The organism is Metabacillus bambusae, from assembly GCF_017497975.1.
Classification (GTDB): domain Bacteria; phylum Bacillota; class Bacilli; order Bacillales; family Bacillaceae; genus Metabacillus; species Metabacillus bambusae.
In genome coordinates this window covers 44,549-69,842 of record NZ_JAGDEL010000019.1, presented here as the reverse complement: position 1 = coordinate 69,842, position 25,294 = coordinate 44,549, and the positions used below count along the sequence as shown (strand labels likewise).

Annotated in this window: 14 protein-coding genes; 9 read left to right on the top strand and 5 right to left on the bottom strand. The window is 34.7% G+C overall.

The window, feature by feature from the left end; all coding sequences use genetic code 11:
• Positions 1-323: 323 nt before the first annotated feature.
• Positions 324-1,463 (bottom strand): cell division protein FtsZ, encoded by a 1,140-nt coding sequence (gene ftsZ, locus I7822_RS20720; protein WP_207980974.1) that lies wholly within the window; start codon positions 1,461-1,463, stop codon positions 324-326.
• 269 nt (positions 1,464-1,732) lie between these two features.
• Between ftsZ and I7822_RS20715 the strand changes: the two genes are divergently transcribed.
• The 6 genes from I7822_RS20715 (at position 1,733) to lacZ (ending at position 11,493) form a co-directional block, all read left to right on the top strand.
• Positions 1,733-3,289, top strand: coding sequence for a response regulator transcription factor (locus I7822_RS20715; RefSeq protein WP_243459590.1), 1,557 nt, complete (start codon positions 1,733-1,735; stop codon positions 3,287-3,289).
• An 11-nt stretch (positions 3,290-3,300) separates the two neighbouring features.
• Complete coding sequence (locus I7822_RS20710) at positions 3,301-5,070, top strand: sensor histidine kinase (RefSeq protein ID WP_207980972.1); 1,770 nt, start codon at positions 3,301-3,303, stop codon at positions 5,068-5,070.
• A 176-nt stretch (positions 5,071-5,246) separates the two neighbouring features.
• Positions 5,247-6,539, top strand: a complete 1,293-nt coding sequence (locus I7822_RS20705) for an ABC transporter substrate-binding protein (protein ID WP_207980971.1) — start codon at positions 5,247-5,249, stop codon at positions 6,537-6,539.
• Positions 6,540-6,693: 154 nt separating this feature from the next.
• Positions 6,694-7,617, top strand: a complete 924-nt coding sequence (locus tag I7822_RS20700) for a carbohydrate ABC transporter permease (RefSeq protein WP_207980970.1) — start codon at positions 6,694-6,696, stop codon at positions 7,615-7,617.
• Positions 7,610-8,428, top strand: a complete 819-nt coding sequence (locus I7822_RS20695) for a carbohydrate ABC transporter permease (protein ID WP_207980969.1) — start codon at positions 7,610-7,612, stop codon at positions 8,426-8,428. The genes I7822_RS20700 and I7822_RS20695 overlap by 8 nt, the downstream gene beginning before the upstream one ends.
• A gap of 20 nt (positions 8,429-8,448) precedes the next feature.
• A complete protein-coding gene (gene lacZ, locus I7822_RS20690; RefSeq protein ID WP_207980968.1) occupies positions 8,449-11,493 on the top strand; it encodes a beta-galactosidase, LacZ type in 3,045 nt (1,014 codons plus the stop codon).
• Here the strand turns inward: lacZ and I7822_RS20685 are convergent.
• Complete coding sequence (locus I7822_RS20685) at positions 11,490-11,672, bottom strand: hypothetical protein (RefSeq protein WP_207980967.1); 183 nt, start codon at positions 11,670-11,672, stop codon at positions 11,490-11,492. The two genes, lacZ and I7822_RS20685, sit on opposite strands and share 4 nt — an antisense overlap.
• Before the next feature lie 122 nt (positions 11,673-11,794).
• On the opposite strand from I7822_RS20685, the gene I7822_RS20680 reads away from it, so the two are divergent.
• Positions 11,795-14,023 carry an alpha-galactosidase gene (locus tag I7822_RS20680; protein WP_207980966.1) on the top strand — a complete coding sequence of 743 codons (2,229 nt, stop codon included), beginning with the start codon at positions 11,795-11,797 and terminating at the stop codon, positions 14,021-14,023.
• A gap of 98 nt (positions 14,024-14,121) precedes the next feature.
• On the opposite strand, the gene I7822_RS20675 is transcribed toward I7822_RS20680, so the two are convergent.
• From I7822_RS20675 to I7822_RS20665, 3 genes are all read right to left on the bottom strand, one after another.
• Positions 14,122-15,675 (bottom strand): response regulator, encoded by a 1,554-nt coding sequence (locus I7822_RS20675; RefSeq protein ID WP_207980965.1) that lies wholly within the window; start codon positions 15,673-15,675, stop codon positions 14,122-14,124.
• Positions 15,672-17,309, bottom strand: a complete 1,638-nt coding sequence (locus I7822_RS20670; protein WP_207980964.1) for a sensor histidine kinase — start codon at positions 17,307-17,309, stop codon at positions 15,672-15,674. Before I7822_RS20670 ends, I7822_RS20675 begins: the two co-directional genes overlap by 4 nt.
• A gap of 403 nt (positions 17,310-17,712) precedes the next feature.
• The gene (locus I7822_RS20665; RefSeq protein ID WP_207980963.1) at positions 17,713-19,413 is read right to left on the bottom strand and encodes a methyl-accepting chemotaxis protein; all 1,701 of its coding nucleotides are present in this window, start codon (positions 19,411-19,413) and stop codon (positions 17,713-17,715) included.
• A 251-nt stretch (positions 19,414-19,664) separates the two neighbouring features.
• On the opposite strand from I7822_RS20665, the gene I7822_RS20660 reads away from it, so the two are divergent.
• Positions 19,665-20,684 (top strand): ABC transporter substrate-binding protein, encoded by a 1,020-nt coding sequence (locus tag I7822_RS20660; RefSeq protein ID WP_243459589.1) that lies wholly within the window; start codon positions 19,665-19,667, stop codon positions 20,682-20,684.
• Between the two features lie 124 nt (positions 20,685-20,808).
• Positions 20,809-25,257 (top strand): beta-L-arabinofuranosidase domain-containing protein, encoded by a 4,449-nt coding sequence (locus I7822_RS20655; protein ID WP_207980962.1) that lies wholly within the window; start codon positions 20,809-20,811, stop codon positions 25,255-25,257.
• Positions 25,258-25,294 lie beyond the last annotated feature (37 nt).

The window sequence follows — 25,294 nt, the reverse complement described above, 5'->3', positions numbered from 1 at the left end:
AGGGCCATTTAATTTAATAAGGGGTAGCGTCAGGAAAATTTGCTTAGCGTTGTAAATCCGCATTTTCCTGACGCAACCCCAATTAGTTATGCCATTTGGAAGTTAAAACAAATCTCCTAAGATCCTAAGGGTCTAATTCATTTTCCAACAAATTAATCCGCAAAAAACTGGATGAATGGGCTCTCTTAATTGGAATACGTAGTTCTCATCTACAATTCCTACTACTTGATTGCTATTATAAAGACCATCATAAAACCTGCTATTTGTTTAACAGTATAATTGAGCTCCGCGCTTTTTTATGTGTCAATGTATGTTTTTTACCATCAATTTTTCCGTTTGCGGAAGAACGCTGGAATATCTAATGATTCTTCTGATTCAAAGTATCGTTCATAAGAAGGAATTGACCCTCTAGGTTCTATTTTCTCAGGTTGTATATGTTGTTCCTTTGGAGAGCGATTAGATATTGCTTCAGTTAATGGCTTTTGAGATGTTTGGACTATTGTTGAGTCCTTTGCAGTAAATCCAGTTGCTATGACAGTTACGATAATTTCATCTTTTAAATTATCGTTGATGACAGAGCCAAAAATCATATTTAAATCCTCGTGTGAAGCAGATGAAACCATATCGGCTGCCTCCTGAACTTCAAAAAGGCTTAAATTGCGACCGCCGGTTATGTTCATGATCACACCCTTGGCTCCATTGATGGAGGTTTCCAGCAACGGACTATTTATTGCTTTTTGGGCAGCATCAGCAGCGCGGTTATCACCTGAAGCAATACCAATGCCCATTAAAGCAGTTCCTTTTTGGGACATAACTGTTTTCACGTCAGCAAAGTCAAGGTTAATTAAACCTGGAATAGCAATTAAATCAGAAATTCCTTGAACGCCTTGACGAAGAACGCTATCTGCTTCCCGGAAAGCATCAAGGATATGTGTTTTTTTATCTACAATCTCTAATAAGCGATCGTTTGGAATAATAATTAGAGTGTCAACGGACTCCTTCATTTCGTTAATTCCTTTTGTGGCGTTTGCAGCGCGTTTGGAACCTTCAAATTTGAACGGTCGTGTTACAACCCCAATGGTCAGGGCTCCAAGATTACGGGAGATTTCAGCAACGGCTGGGGCTGCTCCTGTGCCTGTACCACCACCCATTCCTGCAGTAACAAAAACCATATCTGCCCCTTGTAACACTTCTTCGATTTGTTGTTTGCTTTCTTCCACAGCTTTTCTACCAATTTCCGGATTTGCCCCTGCACCTAGACCTCTAGTTAATGCTGCACCGATTTGCATCTTAATCTCTGCTTTTGATTGATTAAGAGCTTGTGCATCTGTATTAACTGCAATAAATTCTACTCCTTCAACACCGTCCTCGATCATACGGTTTACAGCGTTGTTTCCCCCACCACCTACACCAATAACTTTAATTGTTGCGAATTGGTCAATATTTGTATCAAAATCCATCATGATCATTCCTCCTAAATCATCCAAATTGCCTAAATTTCAAATTATTTTAATAAAAGCCATAGACTCTAATATGATTCGAAGTTCTCTGGCTATTTTTGTATGGTTTGTAGATTTAAAGGCTGGATAATCTGCTTTTGTTATAAGAGTTTTTTGTTCTTATATCAAAAATGGTAAATAAGACAAACTTATGTTATTGAATGATTCAAGTGTATAATAGGATAAAAAATGAGATTAACATTTAAGTCTTCAAAATGCCTGGGGGGATTTTTTTGAAATCTGGTGAGGGTTGTAGAATCGTCATTGTTGATGATGAGCAATTAATAAGACAAGGGATTAAGCATTATGTGGAATGGGAGCAGAAAGGCTTTCAAATCGTTGGGGAAGCATCAAATGGTCAGGAGGCTCTTGAGTTAATTGAGTTAACAAAGCCTCATATTATCTTAACGGATATTGTCATGCCGATTATGGACGGGGAAGAATTAACTCGGATTGTGAAAAGTAAGTACCCACATATTGAGATCATCATATTAAGTAGCTTCGGGGAATTTGAATATGTGAGATCGACTTTTCAAAGCGGGGCAGTTGATTATATTTTAAAGCCTAAGCTTGATGCTGATACATTACTTAATGTGCTAAAAACTGCAGCAAGTAGAATTCCGTCACTACAAGCAGCAAATGGAGATACCAATGTTGCCATTAACATTGGACATATGATCGAAAAGTTTGTATCAGGTTATGACACTCAATATGATGAAAAATTAATGGCAGAGACTTTTCCTTATGAACGTTTTTGCTTAGTAGCTGCTGATACAAGACTCCTTAAAGATACGGATGCTATAAACATGGATTTGATTATTCATCGATTTGAAGAATTGTTAGATACTCAATTAAAGAAAATAAAATTACAGGAATTCACAACAGATGAAAATGTAAGTGTTTTTCTTGTCAATGGGCAAGAAGATGAACTAAAAGAAATGCAGGGATTAGCTGCTAAACTATTAGAGTTAGACTCCCAACTTTCTGTGCTTATTTGTGATACGTTTGAAAGATTTTCACAAATTGGGATTAAGTACAATGACGTGATCAAGAAAATGCTTCAATATCGATTTTATTTTCCTGAAACTAAAATTATAGTTGAGGAAGACTTAGCAAAAGAAGGTCCGAAAATCACTTCTTTTAATTTGGATAAGTTTACAAATGATTTTAAGCATGAGCGTTTTGATTCTGCATTTGACTATTTGGAGGAACATGTAACAGAATTATCAGCAGCATTTACGACGGATATTTTTGAATATAAAGCGTTTTTTGGTAACATCATTTTCAATATTTCAATTTTGTTAAATAATTTGGAGTATGATGTGAAGAATTTAGAAAATGAAAAGTTCAGTTTTTTTAATTCAATTGATGAAGCCAAAACGGCAGCGAGTGTTGTTGAACAGTTGCATCGATTTGTAGAAAAGGCGAAAGAAATTATTTTATCAAGGAAAAATCAAACAGGACATTCAAATCTTCAACAAATTCTTGATTATATTGAAGAAAATTATACAGAGCCGTTGAGCTTAACTGGTGTGGCAAATCATTTTCATTTTAACCCTTCCTATTTGTCAAGTTATTTTGCGACACATAACAAAGAAGGCTTTAATGAGTATTTAAATAGAATTCGTATTGAAGAAGCGGCGAAGTTGTTAATTAATAGCTCTATTCCGATTTCAGAGATTAGTGGACATGTTGGGTATTCCGATCATAGTTATTTTTGCAAGGTATTTAAAAAGCAAAGAGGTTTATCACCGAGTCAATATCGAAGAAATCAAAAATTGAATAAGTGATGTGAATCAGTATGAAATTTTTCCAAAATCATTTTAAGCATAACGGATTGTTTGTCATTATGTTTTTAATTAGTGTAATCAGTATTATTACGGTTTCAATCATTATTACTTGGACAACGTTTCGTATGTCTGAGCAGTTTTTTATTGATAAGTTTAGTATTACAAATGCAAAAGTAATGAATCAAGTTAAAGATAGTTTTGAATCCTATAATTACTCGATTGTTCTTGCATCAAACAACATCTTACAAAGTGGAACGATAAGAAGAATTATGACGGAGGAGCAATCGAATGCCCAACAAATGCGAGCTTATTATCAAATGAGTGAGCAGATGAAACGAACGAAATCAAATGTGAATGCTTATGAAACTGAAATCATTGTAACTGGTATGAATCAAATGAGCTATGCGACAAACCGATCTTATTGGCCTATTACTGATGAAGAATTGCAGAGGCATATTATGACTGAAAATTCGTTAAAAAATTCAAAGAGGTTGATCTATCAATATGATCAGCGTAACGAAAATATAAATAGCGCTAATGATGCTCAATTTATCGTCGCTTCAAAACCTTTAATGGAAAGGATTTCAGGTAATATTTACGGAATGATGTACTTCGCAATTCATGAAAGTGAAATTAGGAATTTTTATAACAGCTACACAAGTACAGGAAATGATGTTTTTATTCTCGATAAAACCGGTACTATTGTGTCAAGTAATAAAACAGAATTAATCGGAGATAAAGCTGATAATCTTTTGCACTATGCAAAAGAAAATGAACAAAAGAATAATGATTATATGATTGAAAATTTCATGGGAACAGATCAAATCATCTTTATGGAATATATTCCTTCTTTTGATATGTATTTATTTAATTTAATTGATAAAAAAACAGCAATTGGTAATTTGATTAATAAAAAGCAAATTGTGCTGATTTGTATTTGCATAGTAGCTATCGCCCTTATTATTGTTTTTCTTATATCGAGAAGAATGACAAATTCATTATCAACACTAGTAAAGCAAATTTCAGATGCTTCGAAATTTGACTTTGATCAGTATGTTTCGGTAAGTGGTACTTATGAAACAAGGCAAATTGGTCAGGCGTTTAATTCAATGCTGGATGAACTTCAGGATTACTTGGAGAAACTCGTTCTTTTCCAAAAGCAGAAACGCAATGCAGAATTAGCGGCTTTGCAACAGCAAATTAATCCGCATTTTCTCTATAATACACTTACTTCCATTAAGTTTATGATTCAGCAAGGTGGAAAAGGGGAAGCTGAGGAAACGATCAATTCCTTGATTTCATTACTTCAAAATACGATTGGAAATGGAAGTGAAACCATTTCTGTTGAGCAAGAAATAAATAACTTAAAAGATTACGTTCTTATTAATCAAAAACGCTACGGAGACAGAATTAAAGTAAATTATTTACTTTCACCAGATTGTGTAGACCAACAAATTCCTAAGCTGATTTTACAGCCTTTTATTGAAAATTCATTTTTCCATGGATTTAACATCAAAACATCAGGCTTTATCAATGTAATGGTTTGGCAAGAAAAGGGCACTTTGATTTGCGAGGTCATGGATAATGGAGATGGAATGGAGATTTCATCTAATAAACTCCCGAAAACGAAGAGTAAGAAACAGCATTTTACTGGGATCGGTGTAAGAAATGTAAATGAGAGAATTCAAATTTTGTATGGTAACCAATATGGTGTATCCATTTCAAGTGAATTAGGAGAGGGAACAAGGGTGAAGGTTACACTGCCGATCTCCGAAAAATAAAAAAAATACAAGTATCTAAAAAAAATACAAGCATAATTAATTGTAAACGGATACATCCTATAAAAAAATCACAAGTTTATGAAAATATTGTCCTAAAGAAAAACGAAACATAGGTGCTAATATTGTAGTTGTAAGGGTGATAGCGCTTACGAAAACACAAATATGGGGGTATTTTTATGAAAAAGCTACTCGTACTCATGATGGCTTGCATGATGATTTTGGCAGCATGCTCTCCTGGGTCTCAAGAGACAGAATCAGATTCAAATGAATCATCGGGTGCAAAAGAAATTACAATTTGGGCATGGGATCCAAACTTTAATATTAAAGCAATGGAAATAGCAAAAGAGTATTATCAAAAAGAAAATCCTGATGTAGAAATCAAAATTGTAGATAATGCGCAAGCTGATATTATTCAAAAATTAAATACAAGCTTAAGCTCTGGTACGACAAAGGGATTACCAAACATCGTGTTGATTGAAGACTATCGTGCACAAAGCTTCCTTCAAGCATATCCAGATTCTTTCCACGAAATTACTGGATCTTTCAAAGCGGAAGATTTTGCATCATATAAAATTGCACCAACTAGCTTAGACGGTAAAAACTATGGTTTACCATTTGATACAGGTGTAACTGGTTTATACGTAAGAACGGATTATTTAGAAGAAGCAGGCTATACTGTTGATGATTTAAAAGGTATTGATTGGAATCAATATATTGAAATTGGTAAAAAAGTAAAAGAAGCAACTGGAAAGCAAATGATAACACTTGATCCAAATGACCAAGGTCTAATTCGTATGATGTTGCAATCTAGTGGTTCTTGGTATTTAAAAGAAGATGGTGTAACACCATTTATTGCTGGAAATGAAGCACTTAAGAAGTCTTTTGAAACATATAAAGCATTGTTGGACGCTGATATCGTAAAACCAAACTCTGATTGGAGTCAATTCTTAGCAGCATTCAATAGCGGGGAAGTAGCATCAGTACCAACTGGAAACTGGATTACACCTTCTATTAAAGCTGAAGCATCTCAATCAGGTAAATGGGCAGTTGTGCCACAGCCAAAACTTCCAGATGTAGAGAGTTCAGTGAATGCATCTAACCTAGGTGGAAGCTCATGGTATGTTCTTGATGTAGATGGAAAAGAAGAAGCAACAGATTTCTTAGCAAAAACGTTTGGTTCAAATGTTGATTTTTATCAAGATTTAGTAACAGAAGTTGGGGCAATCGGAACGTACATTCCTGCAACAACTGGGGAAGCATACAAAGCAGAGGATGAATTCTTTGCAGGGCAACCAATTATCTCTGATTTTTCACAATGGGTGGAAGAAATCCCACAAGTCAATTATGGACTACACACATACGCAATTGATGACATTTTAATTGTTGAAATGCAAAACTACCTTAACGGTAAGGATCTTGATCAAGTGCTAGAAGATGCTCAACAACAAGCAGAAGCACAGCTTCAATAATTACCTTTCCTACTATTCTTCTCAAGCTTTCTTAGTGTGAGAAGCTAAGCCTTGAAACCTCATCTGCTTCTGTTAATAAGGATAACTTATGAGAAGCAGAGTCGAGATTTCAAGGCTTCTATCTTATTTTGACAAGTTAAGGAGTTGACATAATATGTTATCAGCAAAATCAAACGCAAACACTTCTGTTTCTTATTCGAAAAGGAAACCTTTAAATAAAACGACAATCATCGGTTGGTCCTTTATCACAATAGCTTCTGTATTAATCTGCTTATTCTACTTTTATCCAATGGTTCAGGCTTTAATCATGTCTTTCCAATCAGGTACAGGTACGAATTTAACGTTTACAGGATTAGATAATTACGCTCGATTATTTAAAGACCCTACTTTTATAACTGCAGTTAAGAACACGGTTATTTATTTATTGATCCAAGTGCCAGTTATGATTTTATTAGCCTTATTTTTATCAGTTTTATTAAATGACAAACGTTTAAAGTTTAAAGGATTTTTCCGTACGGCAATCTTCTTACCATGTGTTACATCACTTGTAGCCTATTCAGTTATTTTTAAATATTTATTCGGTGTAGATGGAATTATCAATATGATGTTAATGAAGCTTTCATTAATTGCTGAACCGATTCAATGGTTAACAGATCCGTTCTGGGCAAAGATTACAATTGTTATCGCAATTACATGGCGCTGGACTGGATATAATATGATCTTCTATTTATCCTCACTTCAAAATATTGATCATTCAATTTATGAAGCAGCAAAAATTGATGGAGCATCATCCATACAACAATTTTTTAAGATTACGATTCCAATGTTAAAGCCTATTATTCTTTTTACGTCGATTACTTCTACAATTGGAACGCTACAGTTGTTTGATGAGGTTATGAATATTACAAAAGGTGGTCCTGGTAATTCTACTATGACAATTTCTCAATATATTTATAATCTTTCATTTAAATACACCCCAGACTTTGGGTATGCAGCAACCGTATCGTATGCAATTGTTATTATGATTGTGATCTTCTCAATTATTCAGTTCAAAGTGGCAGGTGAGCGAAATGCTTAAAAGATTATTCGGTTATGGTGTATTAATTATTGCGAGTATTGTGTCAATCTTTCCGTTTTTATGGATGGTAGTTTCAGCAACAAATAAATCAGTTGATGTAACACAGGGAAGGATAATACCTGGTACTCATCTTGTAGAAAACTTTAAAAATCTATTAACCACGGTTGATATTGTACCAGCCTTAATCAATTCAGCAAAAATTTCTATTTCAACAACAATTTTATCGTTATTAATCGCTTCCTTAGCGGGATATGGATTTGAAATTTTCAAAAGTAAGTCAAAGGATGTTGTGTTTAATATTTTACTACTATCAATGATGATTCCATTTGCAGCGTTAATGGTCCCTTTATTCCGAATGTTCGGTTCGATTTCACAAACAGTACCTTTCTTAGGAATTGATACATTAACAGCAGTTGTTTTACCAACATTAACTACAGCATTTTTAATCTTTTTCTTCAGACAAAGTACAAAAATGTTTCCAAAGGATATTCTTGAAGCAGGTCGAATTGATGGATTAAGTGAGTTAGGAGTATTTTTTAGAATTTATGTACCAACAATGAAAACAACATATGCGGCAGCGGCAATCATTACATTTATGGCTAGCTGGAACAACTATTTATGGCCACTAGTTGTTTTACAATCTCCAGAAAATCAGACGGTTCCATTACTGATTTCAAACTTAGGTTCAAGTTATTCGCCTGACTTTGGGGTTATTATGATGGCGATTGTTATTGCTACATTACCAGCTGCACTTATTTTCTTCATTATGCAAAAGCACTTTGTTGCAGGAATGATGGGCTCAGTAAAATAAGATAGATAGGAAGAATGATAATGATGACAAATCCAGAACTAAATTGGCTAACAGACGTAAATGTATTTGCAGTAAATCGACTTCCTGCACACTCTAGTCATGTTTATTACGAAACAATGGAAGAGGCAAAAAAGTTTGTTCCGATGAAAATGAGAAAAAGTTTAAATGGAAATTGGAAGTTTCATTATGCGATTAATCCGAGTAATCGTCCGGAATCTTTTTATGAATTGAATTTTGATTGTGATAGCTGGGATGATATTAAAGTTCCAGGTCATATCCAACTACAAGGATATGGCAAGCCACAGTATGTAAACACGATGTATCCGTGGGACGGAATAAATGACATTCGTCCACCTGAGATTCCTACTGATCATAATCCTGTTGGAAGCTATGTAAAGTATTTTCATGTCCCTGAAAACATGCTAGAGAGGCCTGTATATGTCTCGTTTCAAGGGGTTGAGTCTGCTTTTTACGTATGGCTAAATGGTAAGTTTGTCGGATATAGTGAAGACAGCTTCACCCCTGCTGAGTTTGACTTAACACCTTTTTTACAGGAAGGGGAAAATAAGCTAGCAGTTGAAGTGTATCAAAGAAGTACAGGAAGTTGGTTAGAAGATCAAGATTTTTGGCGCTTCTCAGGTATTTTCCGTGAAGTGTATCTTTATACAGTGCCGAAGATGCATGTTTATGATGCATATGTTCATGCAGATTTGGATGAAACTTACACAAAGGGAACACTTAAAGTTGATCTTCAGCTAAGCTCCTCTGCTGCATCTGGATCAAAGGTAATAGCTAGTTTGGTGGATAGAGATCATAACGTTATTGAATCAACAAGTGTTGCGGTGAACGATGAAAACCCAACTTTTACGATCAATGTGGATCGACCAGAATTATGGAGTGCGGAAAATCCTTATCTATATAAGCTCTACATCCAGCTTGTGAATGAATCAGGAGATGTAGTGGAAGTTGTTCCGCAAAAGGTTGGTTTTAGACGTTTTGAGTTAGTGGATAAGGTGATGAAAATAAATGGTGAGCGTATCATCTTTAAAGGGGTAAACCGCCACGAGTTTAACCATCGAACAGGTCGTGCAATTACTAATGATGATATGCTCTGGGATATTAAGACATTAAAGCAAAATAATATTAACGCAGTTCGTACATCGCATTATCCAAACCAAAGCTATTGGTACGAATTATGTGATGAGTATGGTGTGTATGTGATTGATGAGATGAACTTAGAAACACATGGTTCATGGCAAAAGATGGGCGCAGTTGAGCCTTCTTGGAATATTCCAGGTAATAAACCAGAATGGCAAGACATTGTTTTAGATCGTGCGAAGTCGATGTTTGAAAGAGATAAAAATCATCCTTCAATTATCATTTGGTCATGTGGAAATGAGTCATATGCAGGTGAAGTGATATTAAATGTGACAAGATACTTTAAATCTGTTGATTCTAGTCGACTGGTTCATTATGAAGGCGTGTTTTATGACCGTAATTACAATGATACAAGTGATATGGAAAGCCGTATGTATGCAAAGCCAGCAGATATTGAAGAATATTTAACAAATAACCCTGAAAAACCATATTTAAGCTGTGAATATATGCATGCGATGGGGAATTCATTGGGTGGTATGAATTATTACACAGAGCTAGAAGATAAATATCCAATGTATCAAGGTGGATTCATTTGGGATTATATTGACCAGTCTCTTGTTAAAGAAGACCGTTACGGGAAAGAATTTTTAGCTTATGGTGGAGATTTTGATGATCGACCAACAGATTATGGCTTTTGTACAAATGGAATTGTTTACGCAGACCGTAAAATTTCACCTAAAATGCAAGAAGTAAAATATTTATATCAAAATATAAAGCTTGAAGCAGATGAAACAGGTGTAACGATCAAAAATAAGAATTTGTTTAAAGACACATCTGATTATGAATTAAGATACACGCTTTTTCTTGAAGGAGAAGAAGTGTATGAAAAAACATTACAAGTAAATGTATCACCACAAAGTGAACAGCGAATTGACTATGATTGGTCAATAGAATTAATGAACAAACAAGAAGAGTATTATGTTCATGTTGCTTTTCTTTTAAAAGAAGAAACGATATGGGCAAATGCTGGACATGAGGTTGCATTCGGACAATATATCTTTGCGAAGAAAGCTAGTAAAATGGCGCCAATTGCATCAAATGGGGAATTAAGGTTAGTAGAAGGCGATGTGAATATTGGTGTTCATGGAAGAGATTTTCGGATTATCTTCTCAAAGGCAGTAGGTAGTTTAGTATCTTTAAACTATTCTGGAAAAGAAATGATTGCGATTCCTCCTGCTCCATTGTTTTGGAGAGCAACAACAGATAATGACCGAGGGTATGAACAAGCATTTGTTTCAGGATGTTGGCATGCAGCAAGCTTAGCACGTAGATGTACTAGTGTTGATGTAACCGAAGAAAAAGATATTGTTCAAGTAGCATTCACCTACAAGTTTTCTATTCATGAAAAAATTGAAGTGACCACGAGCTATACAGTTTATCCTAATGGAGATATTCATGTAAAGTCGTCCTACACAGGAGCAGAAGGATTGCCACAAATGCCAATTTTCGCCGTATCCTTCAAGGTTCCTGCAAAATATGATCAGTTAGAATGGTATGCAATGGGACCTGAAGAAAACTATTCTGATCGAGCACATGGAGCACGTCTTGGAGTATTTAAGAATACGGTAAAAGACAATGTTGAAGGCTATTTAAAGCCACAAGAGTCGGGAAATCGTACAGGAGTACGTCGTGTAAGTGTAACAAATTCTGACGGTGAAGGGGTAATGATCTCATCTAAGGATACCCCAATTGAGTGTAATGTCTCATCTTACACAGCTTTTGAGCTTGAAAATGCGAATCATCATTATGAGCTTCCAAATGTTCATTATTCAGTCATTACCGTTGCTGGTAAGCAAATGGGTGTTGGTGGAGATGACAGCTGGGGTGCTCCTGTTCATGAAGAGCATATCATCAAAGGAAATACAGATATGGCTTTTGAATTTATCATTCATCGTGAAGGGGTTTAATCATACAAAATAAACAAGAGCTTGGATTCTTTCAAGCTCTTTGGCTTTTTAATTAGAATTGGGCTGACTCGCCAAACTTTGTTGCTATTTACCAAGTAGTGCGGCATGGTTGATTGCAGCGAGAGTTGCTCGCTTTCCGCGGGGCGGGCGGTGAGCCTCCTCGGCGTAAACGCCTGCATGAGTCTCACCTGTCCCGCTGCACCCGCAGGAGTCTCGCAATCCGTTCCAATCAACCTAAACAGTTTTTGTTTTAAAAGAACAAACTCATAGAAAAGAGCCTAAAAATAAGGAGTTGAAAGCATTGTCTATTCATATAAATGAGCAAAATAATCAATTTCACTTAACAAACGGCCAAATTAGTTATATTTTTCAAGTTTTAAAGAATGGGAGTCTAGGTCAGCTTTATTTTGGTAAAGCAATTCGTCATCGCGATGATTTTTCGCATTTTCAAGTAAATGATATTCCGACAGCAGCTAGCTGTCACTTTTATCAAGAAGATCCAGCCTTCTCTTTAGAAACAACACGACAAGAGTTCCCGGTACCAGGAAAGGGAGATTTCCGTGAAGCAGCAATCGAGGTTGAAACAAGCGAGGGGAGAATTGGTAATTTATTTGCATATCAAGGGTATGAAGTGATAAAAGGAAAGCCAAAATTAATGGGACTTCCCGCTACATATGCAAATGAAGAAGAAGCAACAACTCTTATTATTACACTTGAAGATCAATTGATTGGAGCCAGCCTTCAGCTATCTTATACTATTTTTCACGAGTATCCAGTTATTACACGTAATGTAAAGTTCATAAATAATGGAGATCACTCTCTTTCTCTGAAAAAGATTATGAGTACCTCAATCGATTTACCTGATGCAGATTATACGATGGTTCATCTGTCTGGGACATGGTCAAGGGAACGGCATATTAAAGAACGACAGCTTGTACAAGGGATTTCTTCTATCTCCAGCATAAGAGGTGCAAGCTCACACCATGATAACCCATTCATTGCTTTGAAAAGAAAAGAAACAACAGAGCATGACAATGAAGTGTATGGATTTAATTTTGTTTACAGCAGTAATTTCCTAGCACAAGTACAGGTTGATCATTATGATACATCAAGAGTCATGATGGGGATTCATCCACATCAATTTAATTGGCAGCTTAATAACCAAGAAAGCTTTCAAACTCCAGAAGTTGTAATCGTTTATTCAAATGAAGGATTAAATGGAATGAGTCAAGCCTATCACAATCTATATCGCCAGCACTTAATCCGTGACCCATGGAAAATTGAAGAAAGACCAATCTTAATTAACAATTGGGAAGCGACTTACTTTGATTTTGACGAAGAAAAGCTTGTAAATATTGCAGAAAGTGCAAAGGAACTAGGAATTGAGTTGTTTGTTCTAGATGATGGTTGGTTTGGGAAAAGGAACGATGATACAACCTCACTTGGAGATTGGTTTGAAGATGAAGAAAAGCTTCCAAATGGCTTAGAATCTTTGGTAGAAAAATTAAAGCAAATAGACATAAAATTCGGCTTATGGTTTGAGCCTGAAATGATTAATCCAATTAGTCAGTTATATAAGGAACATCCAGATTGGATTGTAGGAAGACAAGGAGAGCACTTAGTATTTGGCCGAAATCAATTAGTGTTGGACTTTTCAAGACGTGAAGTAGTGGATTATATTTATGAAAAAGTGGCGGGAATCATTCAGAAAACAAAGCTTTCTTATATTAAATGGGATATGAATCGAAATATTACGGATGCTTATTCAGCAGCACTAAAACTTGATCAACAAGGTGAATTTTACCACCGTTATATTTTAGGTGTGTATGATTTATATGAGAGACTTACGAATGAATTTCCGAACGTGTTATTTGAATCTTGTGCCGGTGGTGGAGGCAGATTCGATTCAGGTATGTTTTATTATGCTCCACAAGCTTGGACTAGTGATGATACGGATGCGGTTGAGCGCTTAAAAATTCAGTATGGAACCTCACTTGTTTATCCAATTTATAGTATGGGCTCACATGTATCGGCTGTTCCAAACCACCAAACATTAAGAAAAACACCTATTGAAACAAGAGCGAATACAGCATACTTTGGGACATTTGGGTATGAATTGAACCCACTAGAATTAAGCGAAGAAGAACGAGAGTTGATTAAGACTCAAGTTCAATTTTATAAAAATCAGCGTAAATTAGTCAGAGATGGAGATTTTTATCGCCTTCAAAGTCCTTTTGATGGAAATGAAACAGCATGGATGATCGTATCAAAAGATAAGAATGAGGCATTGGTTGGGTGGTATAAAGTGCTTGCCACAGTAAATCCAAAGAAACAACAAGTGCTTAAACTTAAAGGGCTTGATGAAAATATGCTTTATGAAGTGAATGGAATAGGAACATACTTTGGTGATGAATTACATTACCATGGTTTGCAATTACCTACTGAATTTAATGGAGTAAACGCCCCATTTGCAAAACGTGGAGGAGATTATCAATCAGTTGTATTCCATTTAGTAGGGAAGGATAAATAAGCCAGCTTAACATTAAAAAACAACGATCTACTACTCAAGCATATATAACTAGTAAGAAGCTTACTATTTAGCAGCTCCTTACTAGTTATATTTGTCAATTAAACTGAAAAAACTTGCTTTTGATTTTTAAATTGTTTTGTTGTCAATCCAGTTACTTTTTTGAAAGTTCTGCAAAAATAATGCGAATCAATATACCCAACTTGATGGGCAATTTCATATGTTTTATTATTTGTTGTCTTCAAAAGATCTTTGGCCATATCAATTCTGGTGTTCGTTAAATATTCGATTAATGTTTTACCTGTTTCCTGACTAAACATATGACTTAAATAGGAGGGGCTTACATTCACTGCGTCTGCAACAGTTTGCAGAGATAACTGAGAGTCAGTAAAATTTTCGTTAATATAACCTAACGCCATTTGAACTGATGAAGAGTATTTTGTAGTTAAGCGATCTCTAGTTGAAGTAACGATGTGTAGCATTTCTTCAATATAGGTTAGAACCTCATTATAATTCCTAATCCAGCTTGCTTTCATTTCTAATTGATTAATTTCCTGCATAACTTCAAGATTATCCATTTCTATTTCCTTCAAAAAATGTGAAATCGTAATAGTAAAATCCATTAAAAAATAATACGTTGTAAAAGGAGATCGAACATTTCCTTTTTCTAGATAAGCTGAATAAGAACGAGAAAAGCTAGAAATATCGCTTAATAGTCCAAATTTTAGAAAGTCAATTAAATCTCGTCGGTTAAAATGTTGCAATTCCTTTTTGGACTCTATGTCTATTTCAGTTTCCTTCGAACTGTACTTATGAATAATAGTTGAATAGCTTTTCTCTTCATCGGCTTCAGCGAAAGATAAGGTAATACCTTGAATACGGCTTTCTACTCTTCCGATTCCAAAGATCAATGGGTTCTCAGGTTGTAGTTCTTCATGTGACAGCAAGCGCTGTCTTATTATCTCGGACTCCCGTTCAAGAGTCTGTTTTGATTCTCCCATCATAATAAAAATCGATTCTTTCAATTTTCTACTAAATCGCAAACAATTATATTCAGCTTCTATCCAGTTAATGGAATCCGAATCAATTGTACATTCTATGATGACGATATAATAATAACTTGAGATAAGATTAATAGTTAACTTTGAAGCTTCTTTTACTGCCTCTGAAAAAGTATACAACCCTTCACAGAGGTCATATAAAAATTTATCTCTAGTAGCAGATTTATTTTGCAATACTTGATTTTCTAAGTCACTTAATCTTTTGTTGTTCATTTCTTCCTCATCAATTTTTGCAGAAACTTTTTTTAATATAGTAAGTAAATCCTGTGAACTAACAGGCTTTAGGCAATATTCAGTAACTTGGATGCGCATTGCTTCTCTTGCATATTCAAATTCATCATGTCCACTAAGTATAATTATTTTTATTGAGGGCATTTTTTCGCGTAGAATACGACTGAGTTCCAAACCGTCCATAAAAGGCATTTTAATATCCGTAATGACAATATCAGGTTGGTGTTTTTCAATTAAAGGAAGAGCAATTTCGCCATCTGAAGCATCACCACAAAAAATAAACCCTTCGCGATTCCAATCAATGCTTTTCCCAACCCCTTCACGGATAGCCATTTCATCATCTACTAAGAATACTTTTTTCATTTATATCCCCTCTCTGCTGGAATGATTATACTTACACGCGTGCCAGAACCATACCAGCTATTGATTGTTAAACCAAAAGGCTCCCCATAATGTAAAAGAATCCGATTATGAACATTTACCATACCAAAGCCTCCTTGATCCTTTTCAAATGGGACACCTTGGGATAATTGAAATCGAATATCTTTTAACTTGTCTTCTTTAATGCCAATCCCGTTATCTATCACATCAATAGAAATATATCCTTCTGGAGTAAAATCACCTTTAATTCTGACAAATCCTTTACCACGTTTATTTTTTATGCCGTGATAAATAGCATTTTCAACGATTGGCTGAAGTGTTAATTTAATAATTTCATATTGTAAAATATCCTCATTTAAGTGAAAAGTGACATCTAAAATATCTTGATATCTCATTTTCTGAATGATTAGGTAATTTCGGATATGATCAATCTCATCTTCTAAAAGAATTAAATCTTTTCCTTTGCTTAAAGAAATTCTAAAAAAGTGTGATAATGCCTTTGTAATCTCAATTACTTGTTGACTTTTTTTTGCTTCTGCCATCCAAATAATTGTTTCAAGTGAGTTATATAGAAAGTGTGGATTGATTTGGGCTTGCATAGTACGTAATTCTGCAATTTTTAATTGTTTTTGTTCATTAACACTTTTGGTTAGTAGAGCCTTGATTTTCATAATCATACTATTAAAATTTTCACCTAGGTCTGCAATCTCATCAGTACCTTTATTAACGAGCTGCACATCTAGATCCCCTTGTGAAACTTGTTTCATTTTCTCTTTTAATATACGAAGTGGAAGAATTAATCTTGAAGTGATAAAGAAATATAATCCAATGGTGAAAATTAAAACTGAGCCTACAGTTAATACAATTAGACTTCTTATTTCATTTGCTTCTTTTGTAATATCTGATAATGGTGTATATCTAATGAATTTCCAACCAGTCAATTCAGATGTTTCAAAGACGAAAAATGTTGCACCTTTCGTAAAATAGCCAGAGTGGTTTTCTTCTATTCGTTTTCTATCTAAGTTAGGTGAAGCCTTTGCAAATTGTGGATGTGAAAATAAAATATTACCCGATTCAGATTCAATTTGAATTGTACTAGAGGTTTTTAATGAAGCTTCGTTAAGAATATTCTTAAAAACCGAAGCTTTAATAACTATATTTATAAAACCAATTACTTCTTTGGAATTATCCGAAATAATTGTACTTGTCATAGAAAGTGCTGGATTACTGTTTTTATAGATTGGTTCTATTAGTGTTTTAGTTGGCTGATCTAGTAGTTTCACATAGGGAGGTTTAGTGAGCTCCTGTCCATCTAATTGATGTACCCCACGATCTTCACTAACAGCTTTTCCATCAAGACCAATAATTTTAATATTCATGATGCTATCACTATATTGATAACTTTCTCTGTAAAGCTTTATCATTCCTAAAATACTTTTCGATTCCTCAGCCGTATTATGTTTGTCAATTAAAAATTGAACAGTACTATCCTTTTTCCCAACTTCAGTAAATCTTTTAATATCTTGCAGTACATCATCAAATTCACTGCGTAATTGTGCTACTTGGATTTGAGCTAATGAATATGATTTTTCGGCAACAATATTATAAGATTTCATATAGGATATCACCCCAACAAGGATGAGAGGTATTACCGTTAAAAAAAGGAACATCATAAGAAGTTTTGTACGTAAACTTGAAACAACCCATTTTTTGAATTTCATAAGCTAACCAACCTGTCAGTAGTAAAATAAGTAGATATGTTATCAATTGAATAAAACTATAAGTATTTGAAATTATATTTAGCTTTTTTTTCGCAAACTTTGTTGCTATTTACCAAGTAGTACGGTGTGGTTGATTGCAGCGAGAGATGCTCGCTTTCCGCGGGGCGGGCGGTGAGCCTCCTCGGCGTAAATGCCTGCATAAGTCTCACCTGTCCCGCTACTCTAAGCAGGAGTCTCGCAATCCGTTCCAATCAACCTTAAATAGTTTTCGTTTTTTTTAATCTCTTAGAAAAGAGCCTTATATTTTAAACTGTCTTATGTTATCTTTCATTTCTTGAATTCGTTCTACAAGTTTATAAGATGCATCAGAAACTTCCTCAAGAGTAGTTAATTGTTCTTCACCCATGGCTGCAATTCCAGCAACTTCTGCATTCGTAATTTGCGAGCTCTGCTCAATGTCTGAGATCATTTGGCGAATAGAAAGCATTTGATCAAATGCCTCCTGCATGTCTTGCTTTATGCTTTCAATTTCAACTTGCTGTCTATTTCTAATTGAACGAATCGTTTGGAATTGACTCTTCACTTGCTCAGTTTTTAATCTGCAAACTTGAATGTTTTCTAGAGTTTCAGAGTTTTGTTTTCTGATTGAAGATGTTAGGCTCAAGATATGGTTTACTTTGTAATCGGAGTCTTGTGAAACCTTGTTTGTTTCATCAGAAACATCTTTTATACGAGTTAAAGCGTTTTCTATTTTTTCATTTATTGAACTTTTAGGAATTTCATTTATTAGAGTGAGGTACAATAAACTAGACTCTCGTCCAACAAGCTTAATTAATCGTAAATATTCATTCATTTCCCCTGACAATCTCTGAAGTTCTTCTGTATCTCTGTTTACTTGATAGATAGTTTGGCTTACTTGCTCAAGTTGCTGATGGAAGGTGACAAGTTCATGACTTATTTCATTTGTAATATGTAAGGTTTCATTTGATTGAAGGTTTATTTTATTTGATTTTCCTAGTACTTCATTATATTTAAAAAGTAAATGTTCAAATGTAGTTACTGATTTTTGAATCAGTTTATCTTGTGAATGAAGATTGATTGAAATTGTTTGTGTTGCTTCAGCAACTTCTTCCCCAGCAAGTCGGTTTTCAAGAATACTTTGGTGAATATCCTTTGAAGTTAAAACGACTAAATCATTTGTATTTCTCACGCTTAAGATAATATCCTTTAAATTATGAAACATTCGATTATAAGAACGACATAATTCTCCTATTTCATTCTTAGACGGATTTGCTATTGCTCCTATCGTTAAGTTTCCTTCTGCAATTTCATTTGTTTTTTGTCCTAAACTACGAATAGGTTTTACAAAACTTCCTGATATATATATGGCAAATAATAATGAAATTATGATAACGGCAATAAATGCACAAATATAAATCGTTATGTCTCTTGTTAAGTTAGTGGAAATGATATTCTGTGATTCCCCTTTTACCAAAAGGGTTTTTTGTAAGAGTGACTGAACCTTTTCATCGATGAGGTCTGTAAGAATTGTAATATATTCATAGGTGATCGTTCGTGAATCTGCAGGAACATTTTCTTGGATTTGCTCTCCAAGCTTGTCAATATATTCAGTCGTAGTCGTTAATGTTTGGCGAACTTCTGAAATTTCCTTAGTAAATTGGCCATTTTTATCATCGCGTTCAATTTTATCTAAGTTTTGATACATATTGTTTAGATGATCATATTGAGTACCATTTTCAAAAAGTACTTTTCCATATGCAATATCCCTAATTTCCTCATCTAGCTTTTGCTTAAGTGAACCATTAATTGAATTCGTCAATGTGATTGTTTCCATCATTGCATTATATTGACTAACATATCCGAGGAAAAGATAGATTTGTACGCAGTTTATTGTTGCAAGCCATAATAAAATGACCATGAAACCAAGGATTAATCTTTTTCGTAAAGATAGATTAGATAACATTGAATGCGCTTTCAATTCAAATCCCCCTTCCTTGACTTATTTTACTATAGTAAGAGTTAAAAGTAGATAAAAATATTTTACACTTTTTTGAAAAATTTTATAGTTTTTAAATTGAAAAGTACTCTATAAACAAAATGAATTTACAACATTTTCGAAAGTTATTCCATTCATCTTCGGAATGTAAACGCTTTATAATTAGAGTGATCTAATTCAAAGAATAATGCTGAAAAATATTATTGAATTGAAAAAGGTAAGGGGAGAATCAAATGATGAAAAAATTATTCAAGAGAAAAACAGTGCTCTTCCTAATGATGTCGCTCATGCTTTTATTGGCTGCATGTAGCTCATCTGGTACAGGGGGGCAAACAGGATCTGGTACTAGTTCAGGAGATTCTGAGTCTAGTAATAAGTTAGTAATAGGGTTTTCACAAGTCGGTGCTGAAAGTGAATGGAGAACGGCAAACACGAAGTCAATGCAAGAAGCTATTAAAGCTGCAGGTCATGAATTGAAATTTTCAGATGCTCAACAAAAGCAAGAAAATCAAATTAAGGCCATTCGTTCGTTTATCGCCCAAAAAGTAGATGCAATTGTCTTCTCACCTGTTGTTGAAACAGGGTTTGAAACGGTGTTACAGGAAGCAAAGGATGCAGGGATTCCAGTATTTCTTGCAGACCGTTCTGTTGATATTGAAGATGACTCACTTTGGGTAACGTTTTTAGGTTCAGACTTTGTTGAAGAAGGTAGAAAAGCTGCGAATTGGTTAGTGGAAGAAACAAAGGATGAAGAAGGCGATGTTAATATCGTTGAACTTCAAGGTACAGTAGGTTCAGCACCAGCTATTGACCGTAAAGAAGGGTTTGAAGAAGTAATCAAAGATCACCCTAATCATAAAATCATCAAATCTCAAACAGGTGACTTTACACGTGCAAAAGGAAAAGAAGTAATGGAAGCGTTCTTAAAATCAGATGGAGACAACATTGATGTTTTATACGCTCATAATGATGACATGGCAATTGGTGCGATTCAAGCAATTGAAGAGTACGGATTAAAGCCAGGTGAAGATATTAAAATCATCGGTGTTGACGCAGTAAAAGGTGCGTTCGAAGCAATGGCAGCAGGAAAAATGAACGTAACAGTTGAATGTAACCCATTATTTGGTCCGCAAATGGTCGATTTAATTGAAGCACATATAGCTGGTGAAGAGATTTCAAAACGTGTAGCTGTTGAAGAAAGTATGTATACAATGGATCAAGCTGAAGAGTTATTACCAACTCGAGAGTATTAATGAAATAAAACATAAAAGTCGCTAGGAATCATAGAACGGATTGAAACTAGTGGCTTTTGTTGATTTTTTAAGAATAATTTTTATTTCGCATTTAAGGAAACCAGATGAATTTGGGGGTAAGAAGATGAAGTACTACCGAAAAATAACAGCTACTACACTATCTGTTCTAATGTTAGGGACTAGTTTATTTACTGGTCAAGCTACATATGCAACAGATAATTTGGAAGCTTCAAAAGTACTTTCCCTTCCATTCGAAGAAAATTTAATAGACAGCTCTGGTAAGGGAAACAATGGAACGATAATTGGATCTAATTATTCTTATGTAGATGGTGTAAATGGTGGAAAGGCATTAAAGCTTAGTGGCAACACTGCTGTTAATCTTGGGAAAAGTGCAACATTGCAGCCATCAGATTTAACAGCGTCATTTTGGTTTAAGCCAAATGAAAAAATGACCGGTGAGCAAATGATTATGTGGAATAAAACCGTTTGGTATAGTGATGGGTTGTACTTAGGATCAGAAAATGATAATAAGCCACTTGTTATTTCCCTAGGATCATCCGATGAGAATAAACAACCATATAAAGTAAGCGTTATTGGTTCAAGAGCAGAGTTCTTTCCTATTGATGCTTGGACACATGTGGCAGTTACTTATGATAGTGAAACAAAAAATGTTAGTATTTACAGAAATGGTATTAAACAAAAAACTACCGTTGACTATTCATATGGTGAAGATGGAGCAGATGGCATCATAACCTCAGACGAAACGACACAAAAATCTATCGGTTATAATGGTCCGTCATATAATGGTGCTTATGGTAAGTATTCAATTGATAATTTTGAACTGTACAGTCATGCAGGAAGTAATGAAGATATTATTTCTTTGTATGAAGAACAGTCAGGAACCACATTTGATTATGAACTTATTGCCAAACAGGATGCAGAGGCAATTTCTGTGCCTGAAAAAGCAACAATGAATATACCTCTTCCTTTAAAAGGATCATCCGGTTCAACAATTACTTGGACATCTGACAATGAAGAAGTAATCGAATCAAGTGGAACCGTTCATAGACCGGCAGCAGGTGAGAATGATGCAGAGGTGACCTTGTCCGCGACCGTAACTTATAAGAATAAGTCTGTTACAAAGAATTTTACAGTAATAGTACCTGCAAAGACAGTGTCAGATACTTTACAGGACGTTGAGATGACGAATGTTATTCTAACTGACGAGTATTATACGAATGCATTTGATAAAGAAATAGACTATTTATTATCTTTGGAAGCTGACAAACTACTGAGTGCATTCCGTACAACTAGTGGACTTGAAGCAAAAGCGTCAATTTATGGGGGGTGGGAAGATACAGAAATACGAGGTCATACATTAGGTCATTATCTTTCTGCTATTTCTACTGCTTATGTAAATGCAACTGGAGAGGACAAAACCCTTTTAAAAGAGCGGATGGACTATATAATTAACGAATTGGCAGAGGTTCAGGATGCAAATGGAAATGGCTATGTATCTGCATTTCCAACTTCATTCTTAGATCGAGTTGAAAATGGTCAGGCAGTTTGGGTTCCATGGTATACGATTCACAAGGTACTAGCCGGTTTGATAAGTGTTGCCAAATATGGTGAAAATGAAAAAGCTCTAGAGGTTGCAGAAGGATTTGGCGAATATATTTATAGCCGTACTTCCACTTGGGATCAAGCAAAGAAAGAAAGAGTACTTAAGGTAGAATACGGTGGAATGAATGAAAGTCTATATGATTTATATATTCTTACAGGAAATGATCATTTTTTAAAGGCAGCGGAGAAATTTGATGAGCATAGCCTTTTTGATTCTCTTTATAATAATCAAGATGTTTTAAATGGCAAGCATGCCAATACGACAATTCCAAAAGTAATTGGAGCATTAAAGCGTTACACTGCTTTAGAGGAAGCTGAGAGTGAAGAGTATTACCTAACAGTTGCTGAAAACTTCTGGGAGATGGTAGTTAATAATCATTCTTATATTACAGGTGGAAATAGTGAAAATGAGCATTTTGGTGAACCTGGAATCCTAAATACAGAGCGTACAAATGTAAACAACGAAACTTGTAATGTTTATAACATGTTGAAATTGTCAAGAGAGCTATACAAAATTACAAAAGATAAAAAATACGCAGATTACTATGAAAATGCACATACCAATGCCATAATGGCTTCTCAAAACCCAGAAACTGGAATGTCGATGTACTTCCAACCTATGGCTACAGGTTTCTTTAAAGTGTTTAGTAGTGCAATCTATCATTTCTGGTGCTGTACAGGAACAGGTATGGAGAACTTTACAAAACTAAATGACAGTATTTATTTTACTGACCAAGATAGTGTTTATGTAAATATTTATCTTTCTTCAGTACTAACATTGAAAGAAAAAAACTTAAAACTCACCCAAGAATCTCAGCTTCCGAATACTGGTGCAGGTGATAAATCAACTGGGAAAGTTACATTCACAATCAATACAAATGGTTCTACAAATACAAAGTTAAAGTTTAGAATTCCTGATTGGGCTTCGTCTAACCCTAATCTAGAAATCAATGGTGAACCTGTAACAGACTATACGATTGAAGAAGGTTATATTGTATTAAAACAAAATTGGACAGATGGCTCTATCGTAACTTTAGATTTTCCAATGGAAGTTAAATTGTATGATCTTCCAGATGATCAAAACACAGTTGCTTTTAAATATGGTCCAGTTGTTTTGAGTGCAGGATTAGGTACAAATAATATGACTACTAGTCAACATGGTGTCAATGTATTAAAACCAAACAAAGATACTGCTGCAAGAGATTTTATAACGATTGAAGGCACAGATATCAAGACATGGAAAGAGAATATCACAAAGAATCTTGTCAAAACAGAAGGCAAACTTGAATTTACATTAAGAGGAACCGATGCAGATGAAGGCATCCTTACTTTTACACCTCATTATGAAAGATATAAGGACCGATATGGTATCTATTTTGAACTGATTACTGCTGATTCAGAAAGTTATCAAAAATCCATACTCCTATCTAAGGAAAAAGGTAGAGCAGAAAATGCCACGATCAGTTCTGTTATTGTGGCAAATGATCAGTATGAGTTGGCTGCAAACCGTCAAACTCTGAATTCTACAACTGGAATTCATAATGGTAGTTCATACCGAGATACAAGAGCAGGTGGATATTTTAGTTATGACATGGAAGTTACTCCAGATGCAGCAAACTATATATATTCAACTTACTTTAGTGGTGATGTAGGACGAACATTTGATATCTTTGTTGATGATAAAAAGCTAGTAACGGAGATTATTGAGAATAAAAATCCAGGTGATTTTTATACTCAAACACATAAAATCACACAGGAATTAGTTGATAAAAGTAGAACAAAGATCGTTCAAGAAACAGATAATAACGGAAATCCTGTAGAAAGAGAAATTCATTATGTCACGGTTAAATTTGCTAGCAATGGAGGTTTTGTTGGCGGAATATTCGATATTTTTAGAGTTATCACTGACTATAAAACTAACCCTAATTTAGAGAGTTTATCCTTTGATCAAGGAACTTTATCGAAGTCTTTTGATCCTAAAGTTACAGAATATACACTAACTGTTCCATCAACAGCAGACTCTGTAAATATGTCTGTAGTACCGCAAGACGAATATGGCTTAGTTTATGTTGGGGATATTCTGATAAATGATAAAATGGAACGCAATATATCATTGAAAGAAAACACAACCGATCTTGTGATTACTTCCAAAGCAGAAGATCATAAGACTTCAAAACAATATACCATTCATATTGTTAAAGGTGAAAATGATACTACACCTCCAGAAGGTCATTTTACAATTAATTCAGAAGCTGAGTATACAAATAACCCAAAGGTAACTTTGACACTTGATGCACAGGATGAAACAAGTGGAGTTGATAAAGTACGCTTTTCAACAGATTCAGAGAATTGGACAGATTGGGAAACGTATACAAACACAAAAGAAGTAACGTTACCGTCTGGCGAAGGTGAGAAGACAGTATTTGTTGAATTTAAAGATCAGGCTGGAAATATAAGTGAAACCTATCAACAAAAGATTATACTTGATACAACTGCCCCTGTGATAAAATTCATAGATCATCAGGATACTTATTCTGTTGATTCTTCTATTAATATGACATGTAGTATAACCGATGAGTTGTCTGGTATTGCTTCAAAAGAATGTGAAAATGTTGAAAGGCCAGCCTATGAATTCGAATTAGGAATAAATAAAGTAACTGCTTCAGCAACTGATAACGCTGGTAATACAGCGAAAGTTGACATCCAATTTACAGTGACTGTTGATTTTGATAGTTTAAGTCGACTAACGGAAGGTTTTATAACAAAAAAAGAAGTAGCTCATTCATTGACGGAAAGGCTACAATCAGCAAAGGAATCAGCTGCAAAGGGTAAAAATAAAGCAATGACTGGTCAACTAAACGCCTACGAAAATCAACTAAATGCTCAAAGCGGAAAATCTATTACTGATCAACAAGCAAAAATTTTAATTTCATTGTTAGGTAAGCTCTAAATGAAAACATGCTGAATTTTTTATAGACCTTAATCTA